Raw genomic sequence first — 23,662 nt, 5'->3', positions numbered from 1 at the left:
AAATGAAAAAGTTAAAAACACCACAAGATGTAGAGCGTCGTAAAGTTCTAAAAGCGATGGCCGGTTCTGGTATTTCAGCTGCAGCATTAAAGGCGCTGCCTTTTGCTGCAGGTTTAGTGTATTCCCGAGCTGCGTTAGCGGCAACAGGAGACACAAAACGCGTTGTATTTGTGTATATTCCAGACGGGGCGCCTCCTGGAACTTACACCATGTCTGGTAATAATTTTGGTGCTACGGCTACGCCGTTAGCGCCTCATAAAGATAACGTTATTTTGTTTGATGGTTGTACTTCTAATGTGGGCGGTCATGGTAATACCTTTAAATGTTTAGGGGATTCTGGCAACACTATGGATTCTCAACTTGAAGAGGTATTAGGTTCAACTACTCCATTTAGCTCAATGCGTGTGGGTACTGAATGTAATACAGGTCAAGGTGTAGTTAGTAAGAAAAACGGCGCAGATGCGTCATTTACTGATAATCCAAATGCTGTATTTGATCGTTTATTTGCAGGTGAGCCACCAAGTACTGATGGGGTTGCAAGAGCGCAAAGTATTTTAGATCGCTCACGTGACGAATTAAATGCAATCAAATCAAAATTAGGTTCATTTGAATTAGAGCGAATGGAAGAGCATGAAAATGCAATTCAAGCTTTAGAGCGCCGTTTACAAATCGAACCAGTTTCAGGTTGTACTGGTGACGATTTAGATTGGACGCCATTTGGTGGATCAACTAAAGGCGCGTTTACCGATATTACCAATCGTCATTGCGACATGATTGCTAATGCGTTTAGATGCAACTTAACACGAGTGGCAACATTGCAATTAGGTACACACCAAGCTGAACATGTTGTACCTGAATCTGGCCATGCTGGCGATTACCATAACAGTATTCATGGTTCAGGTACGCCAGCTTATATCTTAGCGCGTAAATATTTAACTGAACGCTTAGCGTATTTAATCAAAGTATTAAAAGAGACAAATGATGAATTTGGTCAACCACTGATTGATTCAACCATCATTTTACAAGTAACGGATATGGGTAATGGTAATGCACATGATGGATCAAATTGCCCATTCACAGTTGCGGGGGGCACTAATATTATTGGTGGTCGTACCGTTTCTGGTGCTGATAATAATACATTATTAAATACAGTTGCTGATGCGTTGGGAGTTGCTGGCCAAATTTCATTATATGGATCAGGCGCAACTACAGCGGGCATTGTAAAATAATTAGTATTTTCAAAATATTTTTTGATTTTTAAACATTATTTATAATAAATATTATTGAAATTTGAAGCACAAAAAATACACATAAAAAACCAACTTATTGTAAAGATAAGTTGGTTTTTTTTTTGCGTGGGGCAATGCCCACGATAATGTGAATTGTCCGTTTACCGTGGCAGGCGGAGCTTCAAAAATGAATACAGGCCGAACATTAAGTGACGCTAGCAACTACAATTTATTAGATACCGTATCCGCTGCTCTTGGAGTGCAAGATCAAGTGAAAAGTTTTGCTAGTGGCATCGTGTCAGGGTTGTTGAAGCTGTAAATAAATAAGTGAAATTTAAAAATATAAAAAGAAACCAATGTTTTGTTAGGAAATGTTGGTTTTATTGATTTAGAGCAGTGGGTCTCAACTATTACTGTAGTACGTCCCAAAAAAGCAAAACCTTACAAAAAGCCAATTGAATGGCGCCCTCCCAACCGTTATAACATCCCCATAATGAGCGTATTTACCTGTTTTGTGTACCAGTAGCTGTTTGTGTTGTGAACGTGATTTAGTTTTAGAGTCAACGCAAAATTTAAAAAAACACAAAAGACTACAATACCTCTAGTAATTAAAAGACCTTCAAATTCCAAAGAGAGAATGCATATGAATATCCGAAGTTTAATTATCAGTCTTAGTGTGATAATCGGGTTAACAAGTTGTGGTGGAGATGTTGCTTTAGAAACGAAAAGTTCTATTGAAGCTCCAAGCACAATGGTGGCACCTGCTGATTCAAATGGGGAGGTTACCTTTAATTTAATTAATGATATCTCTTATCCAAGTGATGTGTCCCCAACTTATACTTGGTTTTTTGGTGATGGCTCTGATCCAGTTACCTCTACTATTCCACTTATGAATCACGAGTTTTCTGAAAACAAAGATTATGAAGTGCGTGTTCAAATTACGGATCAAAATGGTAATGCAGCAGGTAAAATAGTGACTTTGATTGTAAAAGTGACCAATGCCGTTGTTAAAGATGTCGCCTTTACGCTGCCTTCAACATTGATTACGCCAACTGTTGGGGCTAATGGCGTCGTTACCATTGATGCAAGTAATATTATGATTCCAAGCTCATCAAGTGCTCAATATTTATGGGACTTTGGTGATGATAATACGGGGTCTACCTCAATTGGTTTAGCTCAGCATAAATATACAGCTAATGGCTCTTATACCGTTACTTTAACCTTAAAAGATTCAAACAATAAAGCACCGACGATAAGTACGACTTATAACGTAATTGTTGACAACATTGATGAATCGAGCTTTTCAGTTTTTATCGGATATTCAAGTGATGCACAAAATCCACTTTCTTTAACATTTAATTCTGTGTCGGAAAATCTTGTTAACACTCCAGCAACTTACTCATGGAATTTTGGTGATAACCAAACATCCGATTTAGAAAATCCAACTAATAACTTCGCTCAAGCGGGTAATTACAACGTTGAATTAACAGTAACAGATAGTGTCGGCGAAGTGAAAACCACACAAAGAATGATTGTTGTATCTAACATACCCAATGTTGCTCCAGTAGCGATGATTGGCCAAATGGATACATATTTTAATGAAATCACAGTAAGTGCAGTAGGGTCATCTGATGAAGAAGGCGCGAGCTTAACTTACGCATGGAATTTTGGTGACGGTAAAGTCATCATGGGAGATGAAGTAGAAACTCATACTTACGCATCCGTGGGTGATTTTGTTGTGACCTTAACCGTAAGCGATGGCGAGCTTGAGCATTCTGTGACCGCTGATGTGACAACCGAAGAAAAAACACGACAAAACTTAATTGAAAAATCAATAAATTCCTTTATCACAAGTGAAGGTGGATCAAGCTTTCCATGTTCAAACTGCCATTATCCTACTGGCCCTGCGAAAGATGGCGATTTAGATTTTAAAGTGGGTGCATCGACAGATGTTACTTCGGTATCAGTAGAAAATGGTTTAGCAGATTGGCTACAAGCTGGTGGGCAAAACAACTTCATGAATCCTGTAAATGGTGGGATTTTAGGTACACACTTAATTGTGTTCAAATCAGACACGCCTGAAAAAGCATACCAAACTAAAATGTGGAATGACCTTGTGGATGCAATGGTGTTGTATGTTGAGGACTTAAATAATCAAGAAAATACAAAGCCAGAAGCCGTGATATCCTCTGCGTTTGATTCAGGAACAACCTATTTGTTTAATGCTTCAGAATCCTCAGACCCTGAAGATGATGGACTAATCTATAGTTGGGATTTCGGTGATTCTAGTCCACTTGATACAACAATTAATCCTTCTCATACATTTGAGGTAGGGGCTCGTTACACTGTTGTATTAACTGTGTCAGATGGTGAGTTAAGCGATACTGCATCGGTTGAGATTTCAACAAAAGTTGAATTAGTGGGAGACCCTGTTAAAGGTGAAACTTCATATGCTGAGCAATGTGCGATGTGCCATGAAGGCGATGATGATTTAGTTTATGGCGAAGGCACTGCAAACGTCGAGAAAATTGCAATTAACCGTTACTTAAATCACCAGGCTGATTTGTTTGATAAAATTGATGGGTCGATGCCTCCTGAGCCAAATTCTGGAAACTGTGTTGATCAATGTGCAGCGGATATTGAAGCCTTTATGATGGGTTGGGAGCGTGAAGAAATCGCAACAAGTTGTGAAAATCCTTCAAAAACTCAATATGGTTCACGCCAATTGAAGTTATTAACCGTCGATGAATATGCAAACTCAGTTAAAGATATTTTAGGTTTTGAAGTAGATAAAACTAAATTATCTGAAAATTTCAAAATTTATGAATTTGATAATCACAGCAAAACCGAAGTCGATTTTAACCGTTTATTAGGTTATCAAGCAGCAGCAGAAAGTATTTCAAAACAGTTGTTTAATGATAAATTCTCAACAGTAGTTGGAATGGAAACCTGTATTGATGATAACAACTGTGCCGATATTTTTGTGGGTGAAGCACTGACTCGCTTATTCCGCCGTGAAATTTCTCCTGCTGAAAGTGTGTCCTATGTGAGTTTGTTTAATAACGAAGATTATGCAACTAATGCTGATTCCAGAGATGGGTTAAAATTAGCGATTCGTACTGCTTTGATGTCACCGAATTTCTTATATCGTTCAGAGCAAGGTATGACGAAGACTGAATATGAGGCATACAATGCTGAATTAAGTATTCCTGTTGAATTGAATTTTACTGTTTTTGAATCAACGGCATTTAAACAATATGGCCAAGATTTAGCTGGTGGTAATACGATCGGGGCTTACCAAAAAGCAAATATTTCATATAGTTTCACAGGCAATGATTTGCTTAAAGTTAATTTGAATGCTCAATCTCCAGGTCATAATTCAGCTACGATATCTGTTGGTGAATTGATAATTTGGGAAGGTGTAACCGAAGCTATGGAAGAAATAGAAGTGGTTTATTCCGGAGATTCTGGAAGTTTCGATTTAAATATTAAAGCGGGTAATACTGATGCAATTCTTGGTGAAGTTTCAATAGCTGCAGCTCCAGTTATTCCTACTTTGCTTGATGTCCCAGATGTGGAAGATGGGGTTTACGTGCTTACGCCAGCTGAAATGGCAACTTATATTGCCTACAGCTATACCGGCTCTACTCCAGATGACATATTAATTGCTGCAGCAATTGCAAATGAATTATCAACCGATGCTCAAGTTCGAGCACAAATAGAGCGTTTATTAGAAACCGATAAAGCCAAAGCCCATTTTGGTGAATTTGCAGCGCAATGGTTTACTACCGATGCGGTATTAAATGCAGCTAAAGATGGTTTCCCTGAATATACAGATGATGTTAAATCGGCCATGGCGCAAGAGGTACGAGAGATCTTTAACGATGTGATGTTTAATGATGATGTGCCGTTTTCTGCGCTTTATGATTCAAACTACACCTTCGTAAATGAAGTGTTAGCTGATTTTTATGGCATAGGTGGCGTTACTGGAGATGAATTTGTACAAGCTGCAACCAGTCAACGTGGCGGTATTGTTACCTCTGGGGCGTTATTAAGTGCTTGGACGGCGCCAACTGAATCTAAATTGATTCTACGTGGTGTGCGTATTCGTGAACGTTTATTGTGTCAACATTTTCCTCCATTCCCATCAAACGTCGATTTAGGCGCTATACGTGATCAACAACAAGCCATTGTTGATGCAAAAAAAGAAGAAGAAGGTGGACTGATTCGTCAAGCGCACTTAGATTACATTAATACTGATTTAGAGGCGTGTGCATCGTGCCATGAATATATTATTAATCCACTAGGTGTAGGCTTAGAAGATTTTGATGCTGTGGGTTTACCGCGTACTAAATATGCTTCCAATAACCTAGATGTAGACTTTACTGGATATATTGCTGAATTAGACACACATCAGTCTGCTTTATATGGTATTTCTGATATCTATGAAACCTCAGAGCGTATTGCATTCCAAGGTGCTAAACAATTAGGCCAAATCTTAGGTACTGGTGGCGCTCAAGAACAAGCACAAAAATGTATGATCGAAATGGGTTTCCGTTATATGACAGGCTCAGGCACCAATGCGTTCTCATTTGAAAGCGAAACATACAGGTTATCTGATGAGGCAATTCAGGATAATATCTGTGCTTCAGAATCGATGTTAAATACATTAAATACAACAAGCAGCCCTAAAGAGGCGTTCATAAACTTAAGCTTGTCAGATATGGTTCGTTACAGAAAAGAAGGTTACATCCTTGGATCTGTTGAAGCTAACTAAGAAATTAAAAGTAGGTATATAAAATGAGAAAATTAAAAACTCCTCAAGATGTTCGTCGTCGTAATTTCTTAAAAACGGTAGCGAGCTCAGGCATAGCAACATCAGCATTAAAAGCCAGCACACTTGGTTTAGGTTTAATGGCAAGCAGGGCAGGTTTTGCTGCTGGTCCAAATGGAATCAAACGAGTGGTAATCGTTTATATTCCTGATGGTTGTGTGCCTGGCACATATCAATTTAATAGTGATGGATCACTTGGTGAGTCTGCAGCACCGTTAGAATCGGTAAAAGGCAATTTAGTGATTTTTGATGGTTGCACCACTCGTGGTGGTGGGCATGGCGATGGCGGAACCGGAGTATTAGGTGGTAATAACAACAGCGATGAAACCTACGATATTACACTTGAGGGTGTCATTGGCGATCAAACACCATTTCCTTCGTTGCAGTTAGGGGTTGAAAGTGACGGAATTAGATTCAGTCGACGCAATAAAGAATCCATAGGGTTTACCAACAATCCACGTTCAGCTTTTACTCGATTATTTGGTGATACGGTTGGTGAAGTGCCAGAAGATGCTAGATTGATAAGAGAACCGTTTGAACGCAATTTACTTGAAATTCAAGCATTTAAGAGCAAACTTTCAGCTGAAGAGACCAGAAGACTTGATCAGCATGAAGCGGCAATCCAAAAAATTATCAGTAACTTAGAAAACGCAGGCGATGCACCAGCAGGTTGTACAAATCGAGTTCAAAATAATTACGGCTGGGAAAATACTGGAAGTACACCAGAAATTGGTAGTTTTACCCAGGTCTGCAACATGCAAATTGATACATTAGTTGCGGCATTATCTTGTAATCTAACCAATTTAGTGACGCTTGCATTAGGGACAGACGCCGCTGAGTTTAATGCAGCAGAATTACCTGACGTTGGTACATTTCATACAACGGTTCACTCCGGCAGAGATGAGCCTTACATACAATTTAGAGCATACTTATCTGAACGATTTGCTTACTTGATCAGTCAACTTAAAAACACTCCTGATCCAGATCTAGGAGACGGTTCAAGTTTATTAGATACCACATTAGTATTGCAAGTAACCTGCATGGGTAACGGTAATGCTCATGACCAAGCAAACGCCCCATTTGCTATGGCAACTGCAACTAAAAACATGGTAGGTGGACGAGGCTTTAGCGTGACAAGTAGTGATGAATTATTAGATACCGTAAGTGCCGCGCTGGGTGTCCAAGATCAAATGCCACAATACGGTTCGGGTCCAGCGGGAGGATTGCTGAAATAAATATTTTTTCATAAAAAAAGCCACTATATCTTAATTGAGAAGTGGCTTTTTTTTGCGTTTAAATTAGGTGTATAAATTAAGTTGTACTGAATAGTAGAATTGATTCATGTAAGGTATCTACAATTTACTTTGATTCGACCAAATTCTTTAATTAAAAACCAAACCAAACCAAACCAAACCAAACCAAACCAAACAGCTCGTCATCTTCAATGTGTATTTGCTGGTGATCAAGTGTGATAGCTTGGTGACTTCTTGAAAGGTAGTAAATATCATCCCCGATGCCGACGAAAAAAGCCGAGCATGATACGAAATTCGCCATGATAGATATTCAATTGGCTTAAACCTGAATCCGTAACTTAATTTGCAATAATCAATGGTTAGCTACTTAACAACAGCTTTTTTTGGTTAAAATACCGCAAGTGATTATTCTTTATCGCGCTTCACTTTCTAAAGCAGTTATAAAAAAGTGAGTGTCACTTTAGGTTGTAGTAATAAAAAAGTGAGTGTTACTTTAGGTTGTAGTAAAGAAATGTACAAAAGGGGTGTCATTTTAAGTCTCTCATTTTAAGTCGTTTTCATTTTAAGTCGATTTCATTTTAAGTCGATCTCATTTTAAGTCGATCTCATTTTAAGTCGATCTCATTTTAAGTCGATCTCATTTTAAGTCAAAGTGGGTGTCATTTTAAGCTGTTTTAAGTCTTTATTTTAAGTCTTTTTAAGTCTCATTTTAAGTCATTGTTTTAAGTCATTGTTTTAAGTCATTTTTTAAGTCATTTTTTAAGTCATTCGACATCTGTTTCATTTTTGCCACTTCATCAATGGTATAACCGTCAATGTAATAATAAATGGCTAATTCACAGGTTCTAACGTCAAAATATTATAAATAACTCAACAATACCGATTCATTAATCACTTGAGATTCAATATCGCTTCGCTCATCAATTTCATCCTCTATTGACACAGGGGAATTCTGTACATAATCGGATCTGACTTTTTTTTTGGAGATAAAATTTAAACTTAAATTGGTTGTCACTTGATACAACAAACTTGAAAGCCCCTAGTTATGTAGGTTCTCTTGGTTGTTTATCAATTTTACAAATACATCTTGCATTAAACCCATGGCACTAGATTCGTTTTATAAAATTTTTAAGCAACGCACTCCAATACCTGCTGTAGAGCTGTTCAATGTCTGATTGAGCGCTGTTTTTATTGTGATTTACATTGATATTGATATTGGTTTGTTTGTTCATTTGGTTGTGCCTACTTAATTCTTGATCAGGGAATTTAAAAATGTCACCGCTAAAGATGCGTAAAATTTTTTAAATTACGACTTAGATGGCGTTTAATTGTTGAGAATTTTTACTATGGAAATACTAAAACTGACTTAGGAATGGTTTTGATTGTAATTTTTTGTACAACAATGCGGCGTTTAAGTAGCTTCTGCCTACAATTACTCTTAAGGTAAAAATATTTTTATAATTGGGTGGGTATGTTCAAACAAATCAGAATTTATCATTATGTATTATTACTGTTATTGCTAATCTTAGGATTGATGGTTGCATCTTTTATGCTAATTAAAGAGCACAGCAATTATGGATTTGAGCGAATATATATTGAAATGAAAGATACAAAGTTTAGTGCCTATGCAGATGGTAATACGTTTAAAGGCAGCAATGTTAAGACCATTGATAATGAATTCGAAAAAGGATTTGATTGTGTAATTAAGCATTTAGAACAATACCCATATTGTGTATTAACAATTGATATTCGTGATATAAAAATGAATGGTATGGATTTTTCTGAATTTACTGAAATGACGGTGGTAGGTTCTTTTGAAACACCAGATAATGATTTTTTACGAGTTGGGTTTCGACATTTTGATGCAGGTTATTCGTTAATGAATTCTTCAAATTCCATGAAATTCAATCAAATGGAATTAAAATCTGAAGAGGTGAAACGGAATTTTGTTATCGAATTTGATCGGTTAACCGTTCCTTCTTGGTGGGTCGCAGGAATGAAAAAAGATAATGTAGATGATTTAGTTGAGTTAAACCATATTTCTTATATTGAATTTTCAACGGGTACACTGCCATCTGAAGGTGAATATAAATTAAGGCTTGAATATTTTGTATTTGAAAAAGAAGTAATGAATATCAGCAAAGTTTATGAATATTTGTTGATATTTTGGGCCGTTTTTTTGATGTTGATTATGTCTGTGATTGTGTTTGTATTAATTTTACGACTTAAGGCAAAAGGAAATAATGAAAAAATATTAATTGAAATCAATAACGCATTGTCAGTTAAAAGTGTAGAGTTAGAATTAATTAGCCAAACAGATGCTTTAACAGGAGCATTTAATCGATTTGGATTACAAAAAAAATTAATCAATACCGTAAAAAATAAACAATACCCATCAATTGTGACGTTGGTTGATATCGATCATTTTAAATCAATAAATGATACTTTTGGTCATCAAAAGGGTGATTATGTGTTGGAAAAAATATGTGAAATTATTAAATCGCATCTTAGAAATGATGAGTCACTTTCTCGCTATGGCGGGGAAGAGTTTTTAATATTGATGCCTAATTTATCTGTGTCCCAAGTTAAAGATAGAATAGAAGAAATTCGTGTGGGTATTCAAATTTCTGATATGAATATCAATCGAGAGGTAACGGCAAGTTTTGGTGTGGCTCAATTAAATAAAAATGGAAATATTAAAAAAATTATTAATGAAGCCGACAAGGCTCTTTATATTGCAAAATCAAGCGGAAGAAATTGCATTAGTTATGGGGATTAATAATAAATAATATAATGGAACGTTAATCTAAATAAGTACACAGATTATGTAAATAATTTATTATAAAGATAATTTAAATTGAATGCTAAAAATGTATAAATATAAGCATTTTTTAATTGAATTTTGATTGTGTTACCTAAGTTGAGAAGTGGGTTTATATTATCTAACATGGTGTCACTTGAATGCCGCCCTTTAGTTGGATTTAATTGTATTTAATGTATGCGTATTGAAATGATTCAAAAAAGTGAATCTAGGTCTTTTGAATTTCTTTTGGTTATTCTGTAGTTTCTAAAATATTTATTTAAATATTTTTTCTTGAGTGTACTCCTAATCAGAAATAAACAAATAAAGTGATTAAATATGAACCTTAATTTATTGAGTCAAACCAGCTTGATTTTGGCAACTTGTATTGTTGTTGGGTGTACAGGCGCAAATAATGTTGAAAAAGTGGTTGAAACTGGCTTGAATACAGCTACTCAAACTTCTACACAGACCACTGATACCACTCAAACTATGACCGAGTCTGATACGCAAACGATAACCCTGACTGATGACACAACACAAACTGAAGAAATGAGCGATACTCAAACACAAACTGAAGTTCAGCTTCCACCAACAGTAGTATTTGTACCTCATATTTTTCGTGTAGAAGTAGAAGATTACATTAATTATTTCGATGCCGATGATAATAATATTGGCGGCGATTATCGTGAGGATGGTGTTGATATTGGTGTTACCACTGATGTTGGTGGTGGTTACTATGTAGGCTGGACAAACCCAGGGGAGTGGCTTGAATTTGATATGGAATTACAAAAAGGTGAATATGAAATCACTGCAAGAGTCGCAACAGCGGTAGGCGATACAACTTTTAGACTGCAACTTAATAACAGCACTATTGCAAATGGAACCACGGTTAATACTGGCGGTTGGCACACATGGGAAGATTTAAGTTTAGGTACTGTAAAGACTGTCGAAGGCGAGCAAACGTTACGCTTAGAATTTACAAGTGCGCAAACTAATATTAATTGGATTGAATTTAATTTATTACCGCCTCCAGCAGATACTGATCAAGATGGTGTGTCAGACGAGTTTGATCTTTGTCCTAATACTCCTTATCCGTTGGCGGTTTATGACGATGGTTGTAAATATTTTGAACCTGTTGCGGAAGTTGATGTAAATAATAATATTTTAGTCGGTGGCGCTGGAAGTTTATATCCTGGACACACATTATATGTATTTGAAAATGACGCAGGACTACAAGCAAGTCAATGTAATGATACATGTGCACAAACTTGGCCGCCTGTTTTGGTTGATGATCGTTTAGCTTCGGGTGTGTTGGGTTTAGATTCTATTGAGCGTGATGACGGCACTCAACAGGTGACATATTTAGGACAGCCACTTTATTTTTATTCAAATGATTCTACTATAACGGATATAAATGGCAATTCGGGTCTATGGTCAACAGTGGATGTCTCAAAAGTTGGTTTGATTCAGCCACTATATAATTCACAAACCGTTTTAGAATCGGCTACTCAATATGAAACCGATACGGCATTAATTACACGTTTTTCAGATAGAGGGCGTGATAGACATGCAAAAGAAAACCACTTCCAAGCTTACGATCATTTCTTAACGTTCTATTGGAAAAAACGCACCATTTCTGTTGAACTTATTGATGAAGTGGCAAAAGGTGGTACCACTATTCGTATGAATGTTCGCTCCCAAGGTAAATTGGATGATTTACAGGCAGAAAACCGCTGGTGGTATTTAGGTAAAAATACCCTAGCTGAATATTGTGGTAACGGCGGCATGATTGAGCAGCCAGAACTGCATGACCTTGAGAACGAAATTTATTATTACTACAAAGAAGACAGCAAAAATTGTCGTGAAAATTTTCGAGACATTCAAATTGGCGATTTAATGGAATTTGAAATCAGCCAGTTCTTAGATAAAGAGTTTATCGAAGATGGGCGTGATAATTATTACGGGACCACCTATTTATATAAAGTGGGCTTTGGTTTAGTGCCATGGGAAACCATTCAAACGGGTCCGTTTGTTTCAGGTGTTGAACTTCAACGAGATTCTGTAGAGATTCCACAAAAAGCGTGGTTAGGTGGCGACACAACGATTCATGCGCAAGAGACTGCAGAATTTGATGGGCACTATATGCAAATGGCAACTAATTTAGGTTATGAAAATGGACAGCCATTTGTTGAAGGGCGTCGAGTACACCACACATCATTTACTGATGGCTCACACAATGAATCTGATGAAAATGGAATATGGGACACACAAATTGGTAAGTCGGGTAATAACTACGTCAATGATCGCTGTGCAAATTGTCACGTAAGAAATGGCGCAGCCGCTCCTGTTGAAATTGGTGAAACATTAGATAAATGGGTATTTAAAGTTGGCGATGAAAACGGAAACCCAGATCCATTAATTGGCCGTGTTTTACAATCTCGTACTACGAATGCGACAAGTGAAGGCGATGTTTCGATTGCGTCTTGGACCGAAGAAAACGGATTACGCTCACCTAATTATCAATTTAGTAATGGGGAGCCTGTGCAATTTTCTGCTCGTATTTCTCCACGTTTAGTTGGCTTAGGTTTATTAGAAGCCATTGATGAAAATACCATTTTAAGTTTTGTTGATGTACAAGATTTAAATAACGATGGTATTTCAGGAAAAGTATCCATTTCAACTCACCCAGTAACGGGTGAAAAACACATTGGTCGTTTTGGTTGGAAAGCGGGTACAAGCAGTGTGAAGCATCAAGTAGCGGGAGCGTTTAATACTGATATGGGCGTAACTTCTTCTTGGTTGCCTGATCATGATTGTGGGTCATTACAAGAAAATTGCGGACAGTCAGGCACAGAGGTGAGCGATGAAGATTTAGATAGCCTAACGCGATACATTTCGTTATTAGGTATTCGTCCACAAAGAAATTACAACGACGCAACGGTGATTGCTGGTGAAGAATTATTTACACAAATTGGTTGTGCTGATTGTCATGTATCTGAAATAAAAACGGGACAGTTTCATCCCTTTGCAGAGTTGCGCAATCAAACGATTAAACCTTATACCGATTTATTGCTCCATGACATGGGGGCAGGCTTAGCAGATAACTTGGCAGAAGGTAATGCAACAGGCGCAGAATGGCGTACCACACCACTTTGGGGTTTAGGTACACAGGCTTGTGTAATAGGCGGTGATTCTGGCGAAAATGTTTTAGAAGGGGGGTTAACCGAAGAAGAGCAAGAAGCTGTTGAAGTACCAGCAGGTGTTGACGGGCCACAGGTTTGTGTGGAAGTACATGCTTACTTACATGATGGTCGCGCTCGCAGTATTGAAGAGGCTATTTTATGGCATGGTGGTGAGTCGCAAGCATCTAATGATAATTATCAAGCGCTTTCTAACGATGATAAAAATGCGATGCTGAAGTTTTTAAATTCTTTATAAACGCTTAAAGAAACAAGCCAAGGACGGTTTGTTCGTTTTAAAAAAATGGCTTTGCGTTAATGCAGTTCCATCTTAAGGATCACATTGGTATTATGCGCCTCTAATTTTAATCGAGAAAACCTCCATGGCATTTAAAATTATTGCCAGTGCCACCTATCTTCCCAAAACTATAATTACATCTTCTGAGCTAGATCAGCGCCTAAATTTAAAACCAGGCACCTGTTCAAAACGATACGGTGTACAACATCGTCATTTTGCAAACTTTGAAGAAACCGCTGTGTTTATGGGATGTGAGGCGATTAAACAAGCATTAATCGATGCGAATTTAGCTTTAATGGATATTGATTTACTAATCAGTGCCAGTGGCACCAGTCATCAAGTTTTACCTTATAATGGCGCGAGCATATTAGCAGAATTAAAAGACAGTCACCCAATAGCAAGCATGGATATCAACAGTAGCTGTCTTTCTTTTTTATCGGCTTTAGACATGGCGCATTGTGCCATTGATTCAGGGCGATACAAACGTATTTTAATAGTCACAAGTGAGGTCGCAAGAGTGGGTATTACTTATGATAATCCTGAAATTTCATCGCTGTTTGCTGATGGTGCCGCCGCGTTTATATTAGAAGCAGACAGTGAGTCGCAAGGTTTGGTTTCTAGCTTATTTAAAACTTACCCACAAGGATACGAGCATTGTCAGATTCGCTCTGGAGGCAGTTTTTTACACCCGTCAAAAACAGATTTACAAACCATGGTAGAGGGCAGTTATTTTTATATGGATGGCAAAAAAGTTTTTAAACAAGTCGCGACATTAATTAAAGGGTTTTTAGACGAAGGTTTGCAAAAAGCAAAACTCAACAAACAAGACATTCAATATATTGTGCCCCATCAAGCAAGCCACTTAGGTTTAAAGCACATTGAATCTCGCTTAGGTTTTAAAACCCAGCCAATGATTAATATTATAAGCACCATGGGTAATCAAATTGCAGCCTCTATACCTATAGCGTTAGATCATTTAATTAAAAATCACAAGCCAGAAAAAGGCAGTAAAATTTTAATCATTGGGTCCGGTGCGGGTTTGTCATTAGGTATGGGGGTGTTGTCACTTTGAAAAAACTATTAATAACTGGCGGCACTGGTATGTTAGGCCAAGCGGTGATTCGTTTGTATCACAAACAATATGACATTCATTTTGTCGGTAGAAATAAAAAACTAGGTGAACAAATAGCCAAACAATATAACGCTGTTTTTCATCAAGTGGATTTGTCAGATGTGGATAAGTTAAAAGTCTGTTGTGAAAATATGGACGCAGTTATTCACAGTGCGGCACTTTCTAGTCCTTGGGGTAAACCTTTTGAGTTTGAACAGGCCAATATTCAAGGCACTGCTAATATTTTATTAGCGGCTAAACAAGCGAATGTTAAAAAAATTGTCCACATATCCACACCTAGTTTGTATTTTGATTTTAAAAGTAAAATAAACATTAAAGAAACGGACGAATTACCGAATACCTTTTGTAATGAATACGCATCGTCAAAGTATGCGGCTGAACAATTGGTTATTCAAAGTTCAATTGACTCTATTATATTAAGGCCTCGCGGAATATTTGGTCCACAGGATCGTGCTATTGCACCGCGATTATTAAAATTTATTAAAAACGATACATTATTATTGCCGTCTAACAGAAATCCCGTTGTGGATTTAACCTATGTGGATAATGTGGCCGACGCCATTCATTTGTCTGTGAATACAGACTGTGAAAAAGGCTCTATTTTTAATATTACCAATGACGAACCTAATCATATTCAAGCGATGCTGTCGGTTTTATTGAATGCCCTTGCGCCTAATACCAAAATTAAAGGGCTGAATTACAGTTGGGTAAAAGTGTTGGTGTCGGTTAATCAATGGATTCACAAAACGTTATTAAATTATAAAGAACCCAGATTAACCGATTACAGTGCGGCGTTATTGCATTATGATCAAACTTTAGATATCAGCAAAGCAAAAACCATACTGGGTTATCAGCCAAAAATCACCATCGACGAAGGAATAAACCGTTATGCAATCTGGCATAAAAATCCGACTATTTAAAGCAGGATTTTGTACGCATCCTGGTTTTATTGTGCAGCCAGGTGCGGGAATTAAACCTAAAAAATTCCCAGCAGGTGTGGCGGTGATTCAACATCCTACGCAGGGTTATATTTTGTTTGATACTGGTTATCATCCTGATTTTCATAAAAGCACACGTACTTTTCCAGAGCGATTTTATGCCCTGGCAACGCCGTGTCATTTACATGCAAATGAGAAAATATTAGAACAACTCGAAGCGTTAGATATTCAAAAAAACGATGTTAAGCATTTGTTGTTGTCGCATTTTCATGCGGATCATATTGCAGGTATGGTGGATTTTTCTGAATCGATCATTCATTGTCATAAAGCGGGATTAGACTATATGGAAAATTCAAATCGAATAAACCGTGTCAGAAAAGGCTATTTAAAAAACTTAGTGCCCAAACAAGCCTATGATCAGTTTTCGTTTTTTGAATCTTTTGAAACCGACATTGCGGATATTTTAAATCTACCTGAAAAAATTGGCTTATATGTATTGGATTGGTTTAAGGATCAATCCCTTTATGTCGTAAATTTACCGGGACATGCAGCAGGACATATTGGTTTGTTAGTTCGACTACAAGATACATTTGTATTTTTATTGGCCGATGCATGTTGGTTAAAAGAAAGCTTATCTAAACGTATAAATCAGCACTGGATTGCAAATATGTTAAGTGATGATCACACAGCTTATAAAGACACTTTGTTTAAACTTAGGCAGTGTTATGATTTTTGTTCAGATAAAAATGTAACCTTTGTACCTTCACATTGTGAACAAACCATCGATGCGTTAATACAAAAAGACTGGATGAACTAATGGAAAAGTTATTCATATTATTTTATTTTTTGCAAAGTAAATTACGTCGATTTTCATCAAGAACTCAATTGCTGAAATGGCAGCAACATAAAATTAAACGTCATTTAAAATGGGTGTGTCAGCATAGTGAGTTTTATAAAGATTATAAAAATAAACCTTTAAATGAATTTCCTATCATGAATAAAAGTATCATGATGGAAAATTTTAATGCCTTAAATACTGCAAATTTAGATAAAGCTGAATTATTTGAACTGGCATTAAATGCTGAAAAAACAAGACAGTTTGATCAGTCCATTATTAACAGCATTACTGTTGGGTTATCTACGGGAACATCAGGTCAGCGTGGTTTGTTTTTGGCTTCAAAAAATGAGCGCGTAAAGTGGACAGGCACAATCTTTGCGAAATTATTACCCAATCTTAAACAAAAGCACCGTATCGCTTTATTATTAAGAGCGGACAGTCCGCTGTATCAAACCGCTGGCAAAGGGCGAATTCAATTTCATTATGCAGATGTCACTCAACCTTTAGAGCAATGGTTGGCACAACTAGTAGAATTTAATCCAACAGTTATTGTGGGCAGCGCCCAAGCGATACAATTATGTGCACAGCATAAACAAGGCTTAAATCCTACGACGGTGATTTCGGCTGCCGAAGTATTAACCGCTGAAGATGAGGCATTTATTGAGCAAGCGTTTAATAAACCGGTTAAGCAAATTTATCAATGCACCGAAGGATTTTTAGCCTGTAGCGATTCAAATAATATTATGCGCTGGAATGAAGACAATATTCATATTGAACCTCATTGGTTAAACGAAGAAAAAACTCATTACAGCCCAATTATTACAGATTTTCGCAGAAAAACTCAGCCGATTATTCGTTATTTATTAGACGATATTATTGAGGCGGGGGAAGACAGCGGGGTATTTAAATCCATTAAAAGTATTTCTGGACGCTGTGGCGATCGTTTACATTTACAAAATCAAAAAACATCTGCCATTATTTTACCTGATTTAATTTATCGTGCAGTCAGTTATGTAAGCGATGAATTAATTGATTATCGCATTACCCAAACTCAACGAAATACAGTGGTGATTGAATCGGATAAATTGTTTTTTGAAATTAAAGAAAGTTTGTCTGAATTGTTTTATCAGCAAGGAATTTCACATACTAATTTTTTATGCAAAGACGCTCCGGTTTGGAATTTAAATGAAAAAAGACGGCGAGTGGTGAATCAAGTTGTAGCATTAAAACAGGCAGAATCATAAATGCCTAATATCAAAACTAAAGCAATGAGACAGGCCTATGATAAAAAGATGTTTGATCGTTGGGGGCACTTACCTGATTACTGGTATCCTTTGATTGAGCTAAAATCGTTACGTAAAAACAGCATGAAAAAAGTGCGTGTGTTTGGTCTGGATTATGTGGTTTGGAAAAATAAACAGGGTGGCGTCAGTGTTTTTTTAGATAGCTGTATTCATAAACAAGCGCCATTAAGTGCGGGACATCTTCAAAATAATAATATGCAGTGCCCTTATCATGGTTGGCAGTTTGATATGGATGGTCATTGTGTGGATATTCCCTATTCAAATGACAAACAAGGTTGCGAAAAAAAGTCATTATTGGTGTTACCTGCAAAAATAAAGGGCAAGGTGATTTGGTTTTTTCCGGGTAATCAAAACGAATTTAAAAAAACAGATATTAATTGGCAATATTTATCTAACGACATGATTAATACCCAGATCTTTGAATGTGATGAGCAAGCTCTAATTGAAAACTTTATGGATTCGCCTCATACCAATTTTGTGCACACGGGAATAATTCGAAAAGATCAAAAATTTGAAAATCGAGATATTGAAATAAAACTAGATGACAAGCACAAACTGTCTGTTGATCATCTGCCTAATAATGAATCACTAGGGCCGTTTAATTGGTTTATTAATCCTAATAAAGACCCCATAACGCATCAAGATGGATTTGTGGCACCCGCTGAGATTGATATTCAATATCAGTTTGAAAAAGATAAAACCAACTTTAGAACTCACGTATTTTTGGCTCCCATTGATGAGTGCAATACACGGGCGTTTATTAAAATAAGTTGTCAATTTAAACGGTTTAATCCGTTGATACGCTTAGGGCTCAGATTGTTTTCACCGATTGTATTAAAACAAGATCAAAAAATGGTTTCTCTGCAAGCTAAAAATCCTTCAAAACTAAATGGGTTTAATGGCGAGTTTATCAATTATGATATGTACAGTTATCAAGTAAAACTATTACGTCAGCAAGCAAAAACCAAACAAACTCCAGTAGGGCTATTAACGTCCACTTTTCACACTTCTTTAAAATTATAGAGTCATTATGGATAACTTTTTTTCTACTATTATTTACTCCGCATCAAACGAAGACTCATTGTCTGAATTAAAAGCATTGCAGTTAACCTCGCAAGATACGGTATTAACCATTACAGGCAGTGGCGCAAGGGCCCTTGATTTATTGATTGATGGGCCAAAAAAAATCATCAGCATTGATATGAATAAAAGACAAAACTTTTTATTACATTTAAAAATACAAGCGTATCAACAATTAGAATATTGCGAGTTTAAAGCATTTTTAGGCTTGGATGATTGTGACGATCGATTGGCCATTTATGACCAATTAAAAAATGGTTTAACAAGTGATGCCAAACAGTATTGGGATAATGAATCAGACAAAATACAAAAAGGCGTTTTGTATTGCGGCGTTTGGGAATCTTATCTTTTAAAACTGTCTTGGTTAACCAAATTTCGAGCAAGCACAATCGAGCAATTATTTAATGCTGCGACATTAGAAGAACAATCCAATATTTGGAACAATCAATGGGATGGTTTTTTCTGGCAGCAGTTTATTAAAATTTTAAACGTGCGTTGGATATGGAAGTATTTGTTAAAAGAGCCGGGTATTGATTTGATTGATAAAAAACTACATATTGGCCGATACATTCATGATCGTTTAACTCATGTGGTCGGGCATCAAAGTGTGAAAAAAAATCCGTTTTTAAATTTGATTATTTTTGGAAAATATAACGATGACTGTTTGCCGCTTCATTTACAAGCCTGTCATTTTGATACTATTAAGCAATCTGTTGAAAAGATTGAGACGGTCACACAGCCTATAGATGAGTATTTAAACGAAAATCCTGATTCCATTGATGCGTTTTCGATTTCTGATTTTTCATCCTATGCTAATAAACAACAATATCAATCCATTTGGCGTTCGGTCATGTTGGGTGCCAAAAAAGGCGCACGGATTTGTGAGCGGTTTTTTTTAGTTAATTATCAACCTGAAAAGATTGAAGGGGTAAATATTAAAAGAAATGTTGAGCTTGAGCAAAAGCTCTTAGATCAAGATCATTCGTTTATTTATTCATTTAATTGCGCAAAAATAGAGCAGGACACCGAACATAATTAATATATAAAAGGTTACAAAATCCCTAGTTCACTCTGCCGTTTTCACATAAAAGCGTGTAAACTTGCGCCGTTTCGCAGCCCTCAAACTTTGCTGCTAAGCTTACACTTTTCGTATTATTTAAAAGTTAAGTGTTTTGCTTTTAACTTTGACCCAACATTGACCCAACTTTGGAGTATCCAGTGACTGTAATTAAACAAAACGATGTCATCGACTCAGTAGCCGATGCGTTGCAGTATATTTCGTATTACCACCCAAAAGATTTTATTGATGCGGTGCATGAAGCGTATCAACGTGAAGAATCTCAAGCAGCAAAAGATGCCATGGCTCAGATTCTAATCAACTCAAGAATGTGTGCGACGGGTAAACGTCCTATTTGTCAGGATACGGGTATTGTGACTGTATTTGTTAAAGTAGGTATGGATGTTCAATGGGATGCTGATATGTCGTTAGAAGACATGATCAACGAAGGTGTGCGCCGTGCGTATACGCATCCGGACAATATTTTACGTGCCTCTATTTTGCATGATCCAGCTGGTAAACGTGTTAACTCTAAAGACAACACTCCTGCAGTAATTCATCACCAAATTGTTAAAGGCGACAAGGTGGATATTACCGTTGCAGCTAAAGGCGGCGGAAGTGAAAACAAATCTAAAATGGTGATGTTAAATCCATCAGATAGCATTGTAGATTGGGTTGTAAAAACCGTTCCAACAATGGGAGCAGGTTGGTGTCCACCAGGTATGTTAGGCATAGGTATTGGCGGTACTGCTGAAAAATCAGCACTGTTAGCCAAAGCGTCATTAATGGGCTCAATTGATATTCATGAATTACGCAAGCGTGGCCCGCAAAACAAAGTGGAAGAGTTACGTTTGGAAATTATGGATGCCGTAAACAAATTAGGCATTGGGGCACAGGGTTTAGGTGGATTAACCACAATTTTGGATGTGAAAATCTTGGATTACCCAACTCATGCCGCATCTTTACCTGTCACTATGATTCCAAACTGTGCAGCAACACGCCATGTACACTTTGAATTAGACGGAAATGGCCCTGCTGAATTAAAAGAGCCAAAATTAGAAGACTGGCCAGAAATCACTTGGGATGCGGGTCCAACGTCACGTCGCGTAAATTTAGATACCCTTAAAAAAGAAGACATGAAAGAGTGGAAAGTCGGTGAAACGATTTTATTAAACGGCACGATGCTAACTGGCCGTGATGCGATGCATAAGCGTTTATGTCAGATGATCGATAACGGTGAAGAATTACCAGTCGATTTCAAAAACAAAATGATTTATTACGTGGGACCGGTTGATCCGGTTCGTGATGAAGCGGTAGGTCCAGCTGGGCCAACAACAGCAACACGTATGGATAAGTTTACTGACAAAGTACTAGAAGCCACGGGTTTGATTGGTATGATTGGTAAGTCTGAGCGTGGGCCGATTGCAATTGAAGCGATTAAAAAACACGAAGCAACGTACTTAATGGCCGTTGGTGGCGCTGCGTATTTAGTGTCTAAAGCCATCAAAAAAGCAAAAGTGGTGGCATTTGATGATTTAGGTATGGAAGCAATATACGAATTTACAGTAGAAGATATGCCTGTGACATTGGCCGTAGATACTAAAGGCACTTCTGTGCATAATACAGGCCCTGCGCAATGGGCTGAGATTATTGCTAAAAAAGATTAGCCATTGTTTAACGGCTCACAGACTTTTTGTGAGCAATGAATAATTGAAAAAATGCAGCGATGATCGCTGCTTTTTTTTGCATTTAGAAATCTAAAAAGGGTGATTTGGATTGAAACTACTTGTAAATGGTCAAGCGGCCTTTGACTGTATTTTTAAAAGAATAGACGAAGCCAGACACAGTATTGAAATTGGTATGTTTATTTGGCGTAATGACCAAATAGGTAATGCTTTGGCTCAAAAATTATTACTCGCTGCGGATCGTGGAGTAAAAATTACAATTCGTAAGGATAAGCTTGGAGCCATTTTTGAATATTGTGAGGAAACCAGGCAGTCATTTTTTCACCACAATTTATCATTCTGGATGAAATTCCAAGCTTGGTTTTTACATATTTCTTACCCAATGCAAGGTAAGTCCAAGCATTGTATTCAAACTAAATCTCCATTATTAAAACGTATAATTTCACACGAAAATATTATTATTAATTGCGAACAATGTTTAAATGACCATTCAAAATATTATATTTTTGATCATGCAGAAATGATTATTGGAGGAGTGAATGTTGAAGATAAAGAAGTGGATATGGACGTCGAAGGAAAAAAATATCATGACTATATGGTGCATATTAATAACGAAATAATAGTTAAAAGTTTTCGAAAAAGCCTAGAATTTGGCGTGGATATTCATCGTGATATTCATTGTGATAAAAATAAAAAGGAAATAGATTTTATTATTAATGCATTTGATAAAAATAAAAAAAGAATGCAGGCACGTGAGGCATTGGTTAATCGAATTGAACAAGCTCAATCCACAATAGTGATTGTAATGGCTTATATCAGTGATTTAAAGTTAATGAATAGCATTAAAAAGGCTGTATTTAATGGTGTAAAAGTGACCATTTATATTCCTAGAAAGGCCAATTTTCAAAATGATGTGAACTTATTTTTTATAAGTAAGTTAATGAAAAAGTGCAATAATCAAATTAAAATTAATCTTTGTGACGATATGATTCATGGAAAACTTATTTGGATAGATGAAAAATACGTAAATTTTGGTTCAATCAATTTTAATAAACAAGCCATGGATAAATTACAAGAATGCAATATTGGAATGCGCAGTGATGTATATTTATTGAATGAATCGATTATTAAATCCATCACAGAGATTCAGGAAAATAGCCAACAAATACATTGTCCAACAAAATTAGATTATGATGGATATAATGTTTTTCTAGAACGAATGTTGGGTTAATGTTTACAAGTAGGATCGCACATTAACGCCTGCCAGAAATGTTCTATTGAATCCAAAACATGCAACGCATTACTTAAACTTTCGTGTAATGAATTTAAACATTGCCTTTGTACTAGCCACTCACCCAGTTGATCTTTTAAGCCGCAGCGTTCGATGTTAACAAAAAAATCATTAGGAATGTGGCTGGGTTTAGTCATAATCAAATAAGCACAAATATTATACCAAACACTGCTGTGTCCCCATAAATTTAACGCAATAAATACTCCAAAACGTTGATTGCTATTATTGGAGTGTTTTAAGCTTAAAATATCGTCTACTAAAAACTGACTAGATCGACTAAAGCAATCGAAACGTGTGTTTGAATCGTCTAAATTTTGCAAAAGGGCAAGTTGTGACATGCTCGCAAAAAAACTTTGAACGTGTTCAAGTGGTTGTCCAATTTTTGCCCAAGGTGTATGCAATAAATCCACTTCAAATTTCAAATGACTGGCTTTGGTAAACTGAGGTTGCTCATCACTTAATAACGACATAAAACGCGCAATGTGAGGCAAATATTCTACCCAGTTACGTTCTTTGAATATGCTTGGAATGCTATGTAATGCTGAGTGCAGCATGACATCCTGGTACAGATTCAAACAATCGGCCTGCAACACTTCGAAACCTTGAAGGTTAAAGTTGGGGCTGTTTAACAATACACCGCTAAATGCAGGGTGTTGATTGTTTTGTGTGTTTTGTATGTGAGTAAATTCTTTCATACTTTAAAATTAGACTGGAATTTTTCACTTTGCTTGTCCAAATACA

The 23,662-nt window shown here is 36.7% G+C and carries 16 protein-coding genes; 14 read left to right on the top strand and 2 right to left on the bottom strand.

Features of this window, described 5'->3' with window-relative positions:
* Positions 1-2 precede the first annotated feature (2 nt).
* From TYM08_RS16380 to TYM08_RS16365, 4 genes are all read left to right on the top strand, one after another.
* Positions 3-1,229 carry a DUF1552 domain-containing protein gene (locus tag TYM08_RS16380; protein WP_422380226.1) on the top strand — a complete coding sequence of 409 codons (1,227 nt, stop codon included), beginning with the start codon at positions 3-5 and terminating at the stop codon, positions 1,227-1,229.
* Positions 1,230-1,416: 187 nt separating this feature from the next.
* On the top strand, positions 1,417-1,548 hold the full coding sequence (locus tag TYM08_RS16375) for a hypothetical protein (protein WP_422380225.1): 132 nt from the start codon (positions 1,417-1,419) through the stop codon (positions 1,546-1,548).
* A 324-nt stretch (positions 1,549-1,872) separates the two neighbouring features.
* Complete coding sequence (locus tag TYM08_RS16370; protein ID WP_422380224.1) at positions 1,873-6,006, top strand: PKD domain-containing protein; 4,134 nt, start codon at positions 1,873-1,875, stop codon at positions 6,004-6,006.
* 23 nt (positions 6,007-6,029) lie between these two features.
* Positions 6,030-7,298: a DUF1552 domain-containing protein gene (locus TYM08_RS16365; protein ID WP_422380223.1), complete on the top strand. Its 1,269-nt coding sequence runs from the start codon at positions 6,030-6,032 to the stop codon at positions 7,296-7,298.
* 877 nt (positions 7,299-8,175) lie between these two features.
* Here TYM08_RS16365 and TYM08_RS16360 read toward each other — a convergent pair.
* Positions 8,176-8,343: a hypothetical protein gene (locus TYM08_RS16360; RefSeq protein ID WP_422380222.1), complete on the bottom strand. Its 168-nt coding sequence runs from the start codon at positions 8,341-8,343 to the stop codon at positions 8,176-8,178.
* 444 nt (positions 8,344-8,787) lie between these two features.
* Between TYM08_RS16360 and TYM08_RS16355 the strand changes: the two genes are divergently transcribed.
* From TYM08_RS16355 to TYM08_RS16310, 10 genes are all read left to right on the top strand, one after another.
* Positions 8,788-10,095 (top strand): GGDEF domain-containing protein, encoded by a 1,308-nt coding sequence (locus TYM08_RS16355; RefSeq protein ID WP_422380221.1) that lies wholly within the window; start codon positions 8,788-8,790, stop codon positions 10,093-10,095.
* A 360-nt stretch (positions 10,096-10,455) separates the two neighbouring features.
* Positions 10,456-13,557, top strand: coding sequence for a di-heme oxidoredictase family protein (locus TYM08_RS16350; protein WP_422380220.1), 3,102 nt, complete (start codon positions 10,456-10,458; stop codon positions 13,555-13,557).
* A 124-nt stretch (positions 13,558-13,681) separates the two neighbouring features.
* Positions 13,682-14,668, top strand: a complete 987-nt coding sequence (locus tag TYM08_RS16345; protein ID WP_422380219.1) for a 3-oxoacyl-[acyl-carrier-protein] synthase III C-terminal domain-containing protein — start codon at positions 13,682-13,684, stop codon at positions 14,666-14,668.
* A complete protein-coding gene (locus TYM08_RS16340) occupies positions 14,665-15,648 on the top strand; it encodes an NAD-dependent epimerase/dehydratase family protein (RefSeq protein WP_422380218.1) in 984 nt (327 codons plus the stop codon). The genes TYM08_RS16345 and TYM08_RS16340 overlap by 4 nt, the downstream gene beginning before the upstream one ends.
* Positions 15,617-16,483: an MBL fold metallo-hydrolase gene (locus tag TYM08_RS16335; RefSeq protein ID WP_422380217.1), complete on the top strand. Its 867-nt coding sequence runs from the start codon at positions 15,617-15,619 to the stop codon at positions 16,481-16,483. Before TYM08_RS16340 ends, TYM08_RS16335 begins: the two co-directional genes overlap by 32 nt.
* Positions 16,483-17,748, top strand: coding sequence for a F390 synthetase-related protein (locus TYM08_RS16330; RefSeq protein ID WP_422380216.1), 1,266 nt, complete (start codon positions 16,483-16,485; stop codon positions 17,746-17,748). Before TYM08_RS16335 ends, TYM08_RS16330 begins: the two co-directional genes overlap by 1 nt.
* Positions 17,749-18,831 carry a Rieske 2Fe-2S domain-containing protein gene (locus TYM08_RS16325; protein WP_422380215.1) on the top strand — a complete coding sequence of 361 codons (1,083 nt, stop codon included), beginning with the start codon at positions 17,749-17,751 and terminating at the stop codon, positions 18,829-18,831.
* Positions 18,832-18,838: 7 nt separating this feature from the next.
* Positions 18,839-19,927: a DUF3419 family protein gene (locus TYM08_RS16320; RefSeq protein WP_422380214.1), complete on the top strand. Its 1,089-nt coding sequence runs from the start codon at positions 18,839-18,841 to the stop codon at positions 19,925-19,927.
* 179 nt (positions 19,928-20,106) lie between these two features.
* The gene (locus TYM08_RS16315) at positions 20,107-21,612 is read left to right on the top strand and encodes a fumarate hydratase (protein WP_422380213.1); all 1,506 of its coding nucleotides are present in this window, start codon (positions 20,107-20,109) and stop codon (positions 21,610-21,612) included.
* 109 nt (positions 21,613-21,721) lie between these two features.
* The gene (locus TYM08_RS16310; protein WP_422380212.1) at positions 21,722-22,861 is read left to right on the top strand and encodes a phospholipase D-like domain-containing protein; all 1,140 of its coding nucleotides are present in this window, start codon (positions 21,722-21,724) and stop codon (positions 22,859-22,861) included.
* Here the strand turns inward: TYM08_RS16310 and TYM08_RS16305 are convergent.
* Positions 22,858-23,616: a hypothetical protein gene (locus tag TYM08_RS16305; RefSeq protein ID WP_422380211.1), complete on the bottom strand. Its 759-nt coding sequence runs from the start codon at positions 23,614-23,616 to the stop codon at positions 22,858-22,860. The genes TYM08_RS16310 and TYM08_RS16305 overlap by 4 nt on opposite strands.
* Positions 23,617-23,662: the final 46 nt, after the last annotated feature.

Origin of the sequence: Marinicellulosiphila megalodicopiae (genome assembly GCF_045862395.1) — a bacterium.
GTDB lineage: Bacteria > Pseudomonadota > Gammaproteobacteria > Pseudomonadales > Natronospirillaceae > Marinicellulosiphila > Marinicellulosiphila megalodicopiae.
This window is presented reverse-complemented; position numbering and strand designations above follow the sequence as displayed.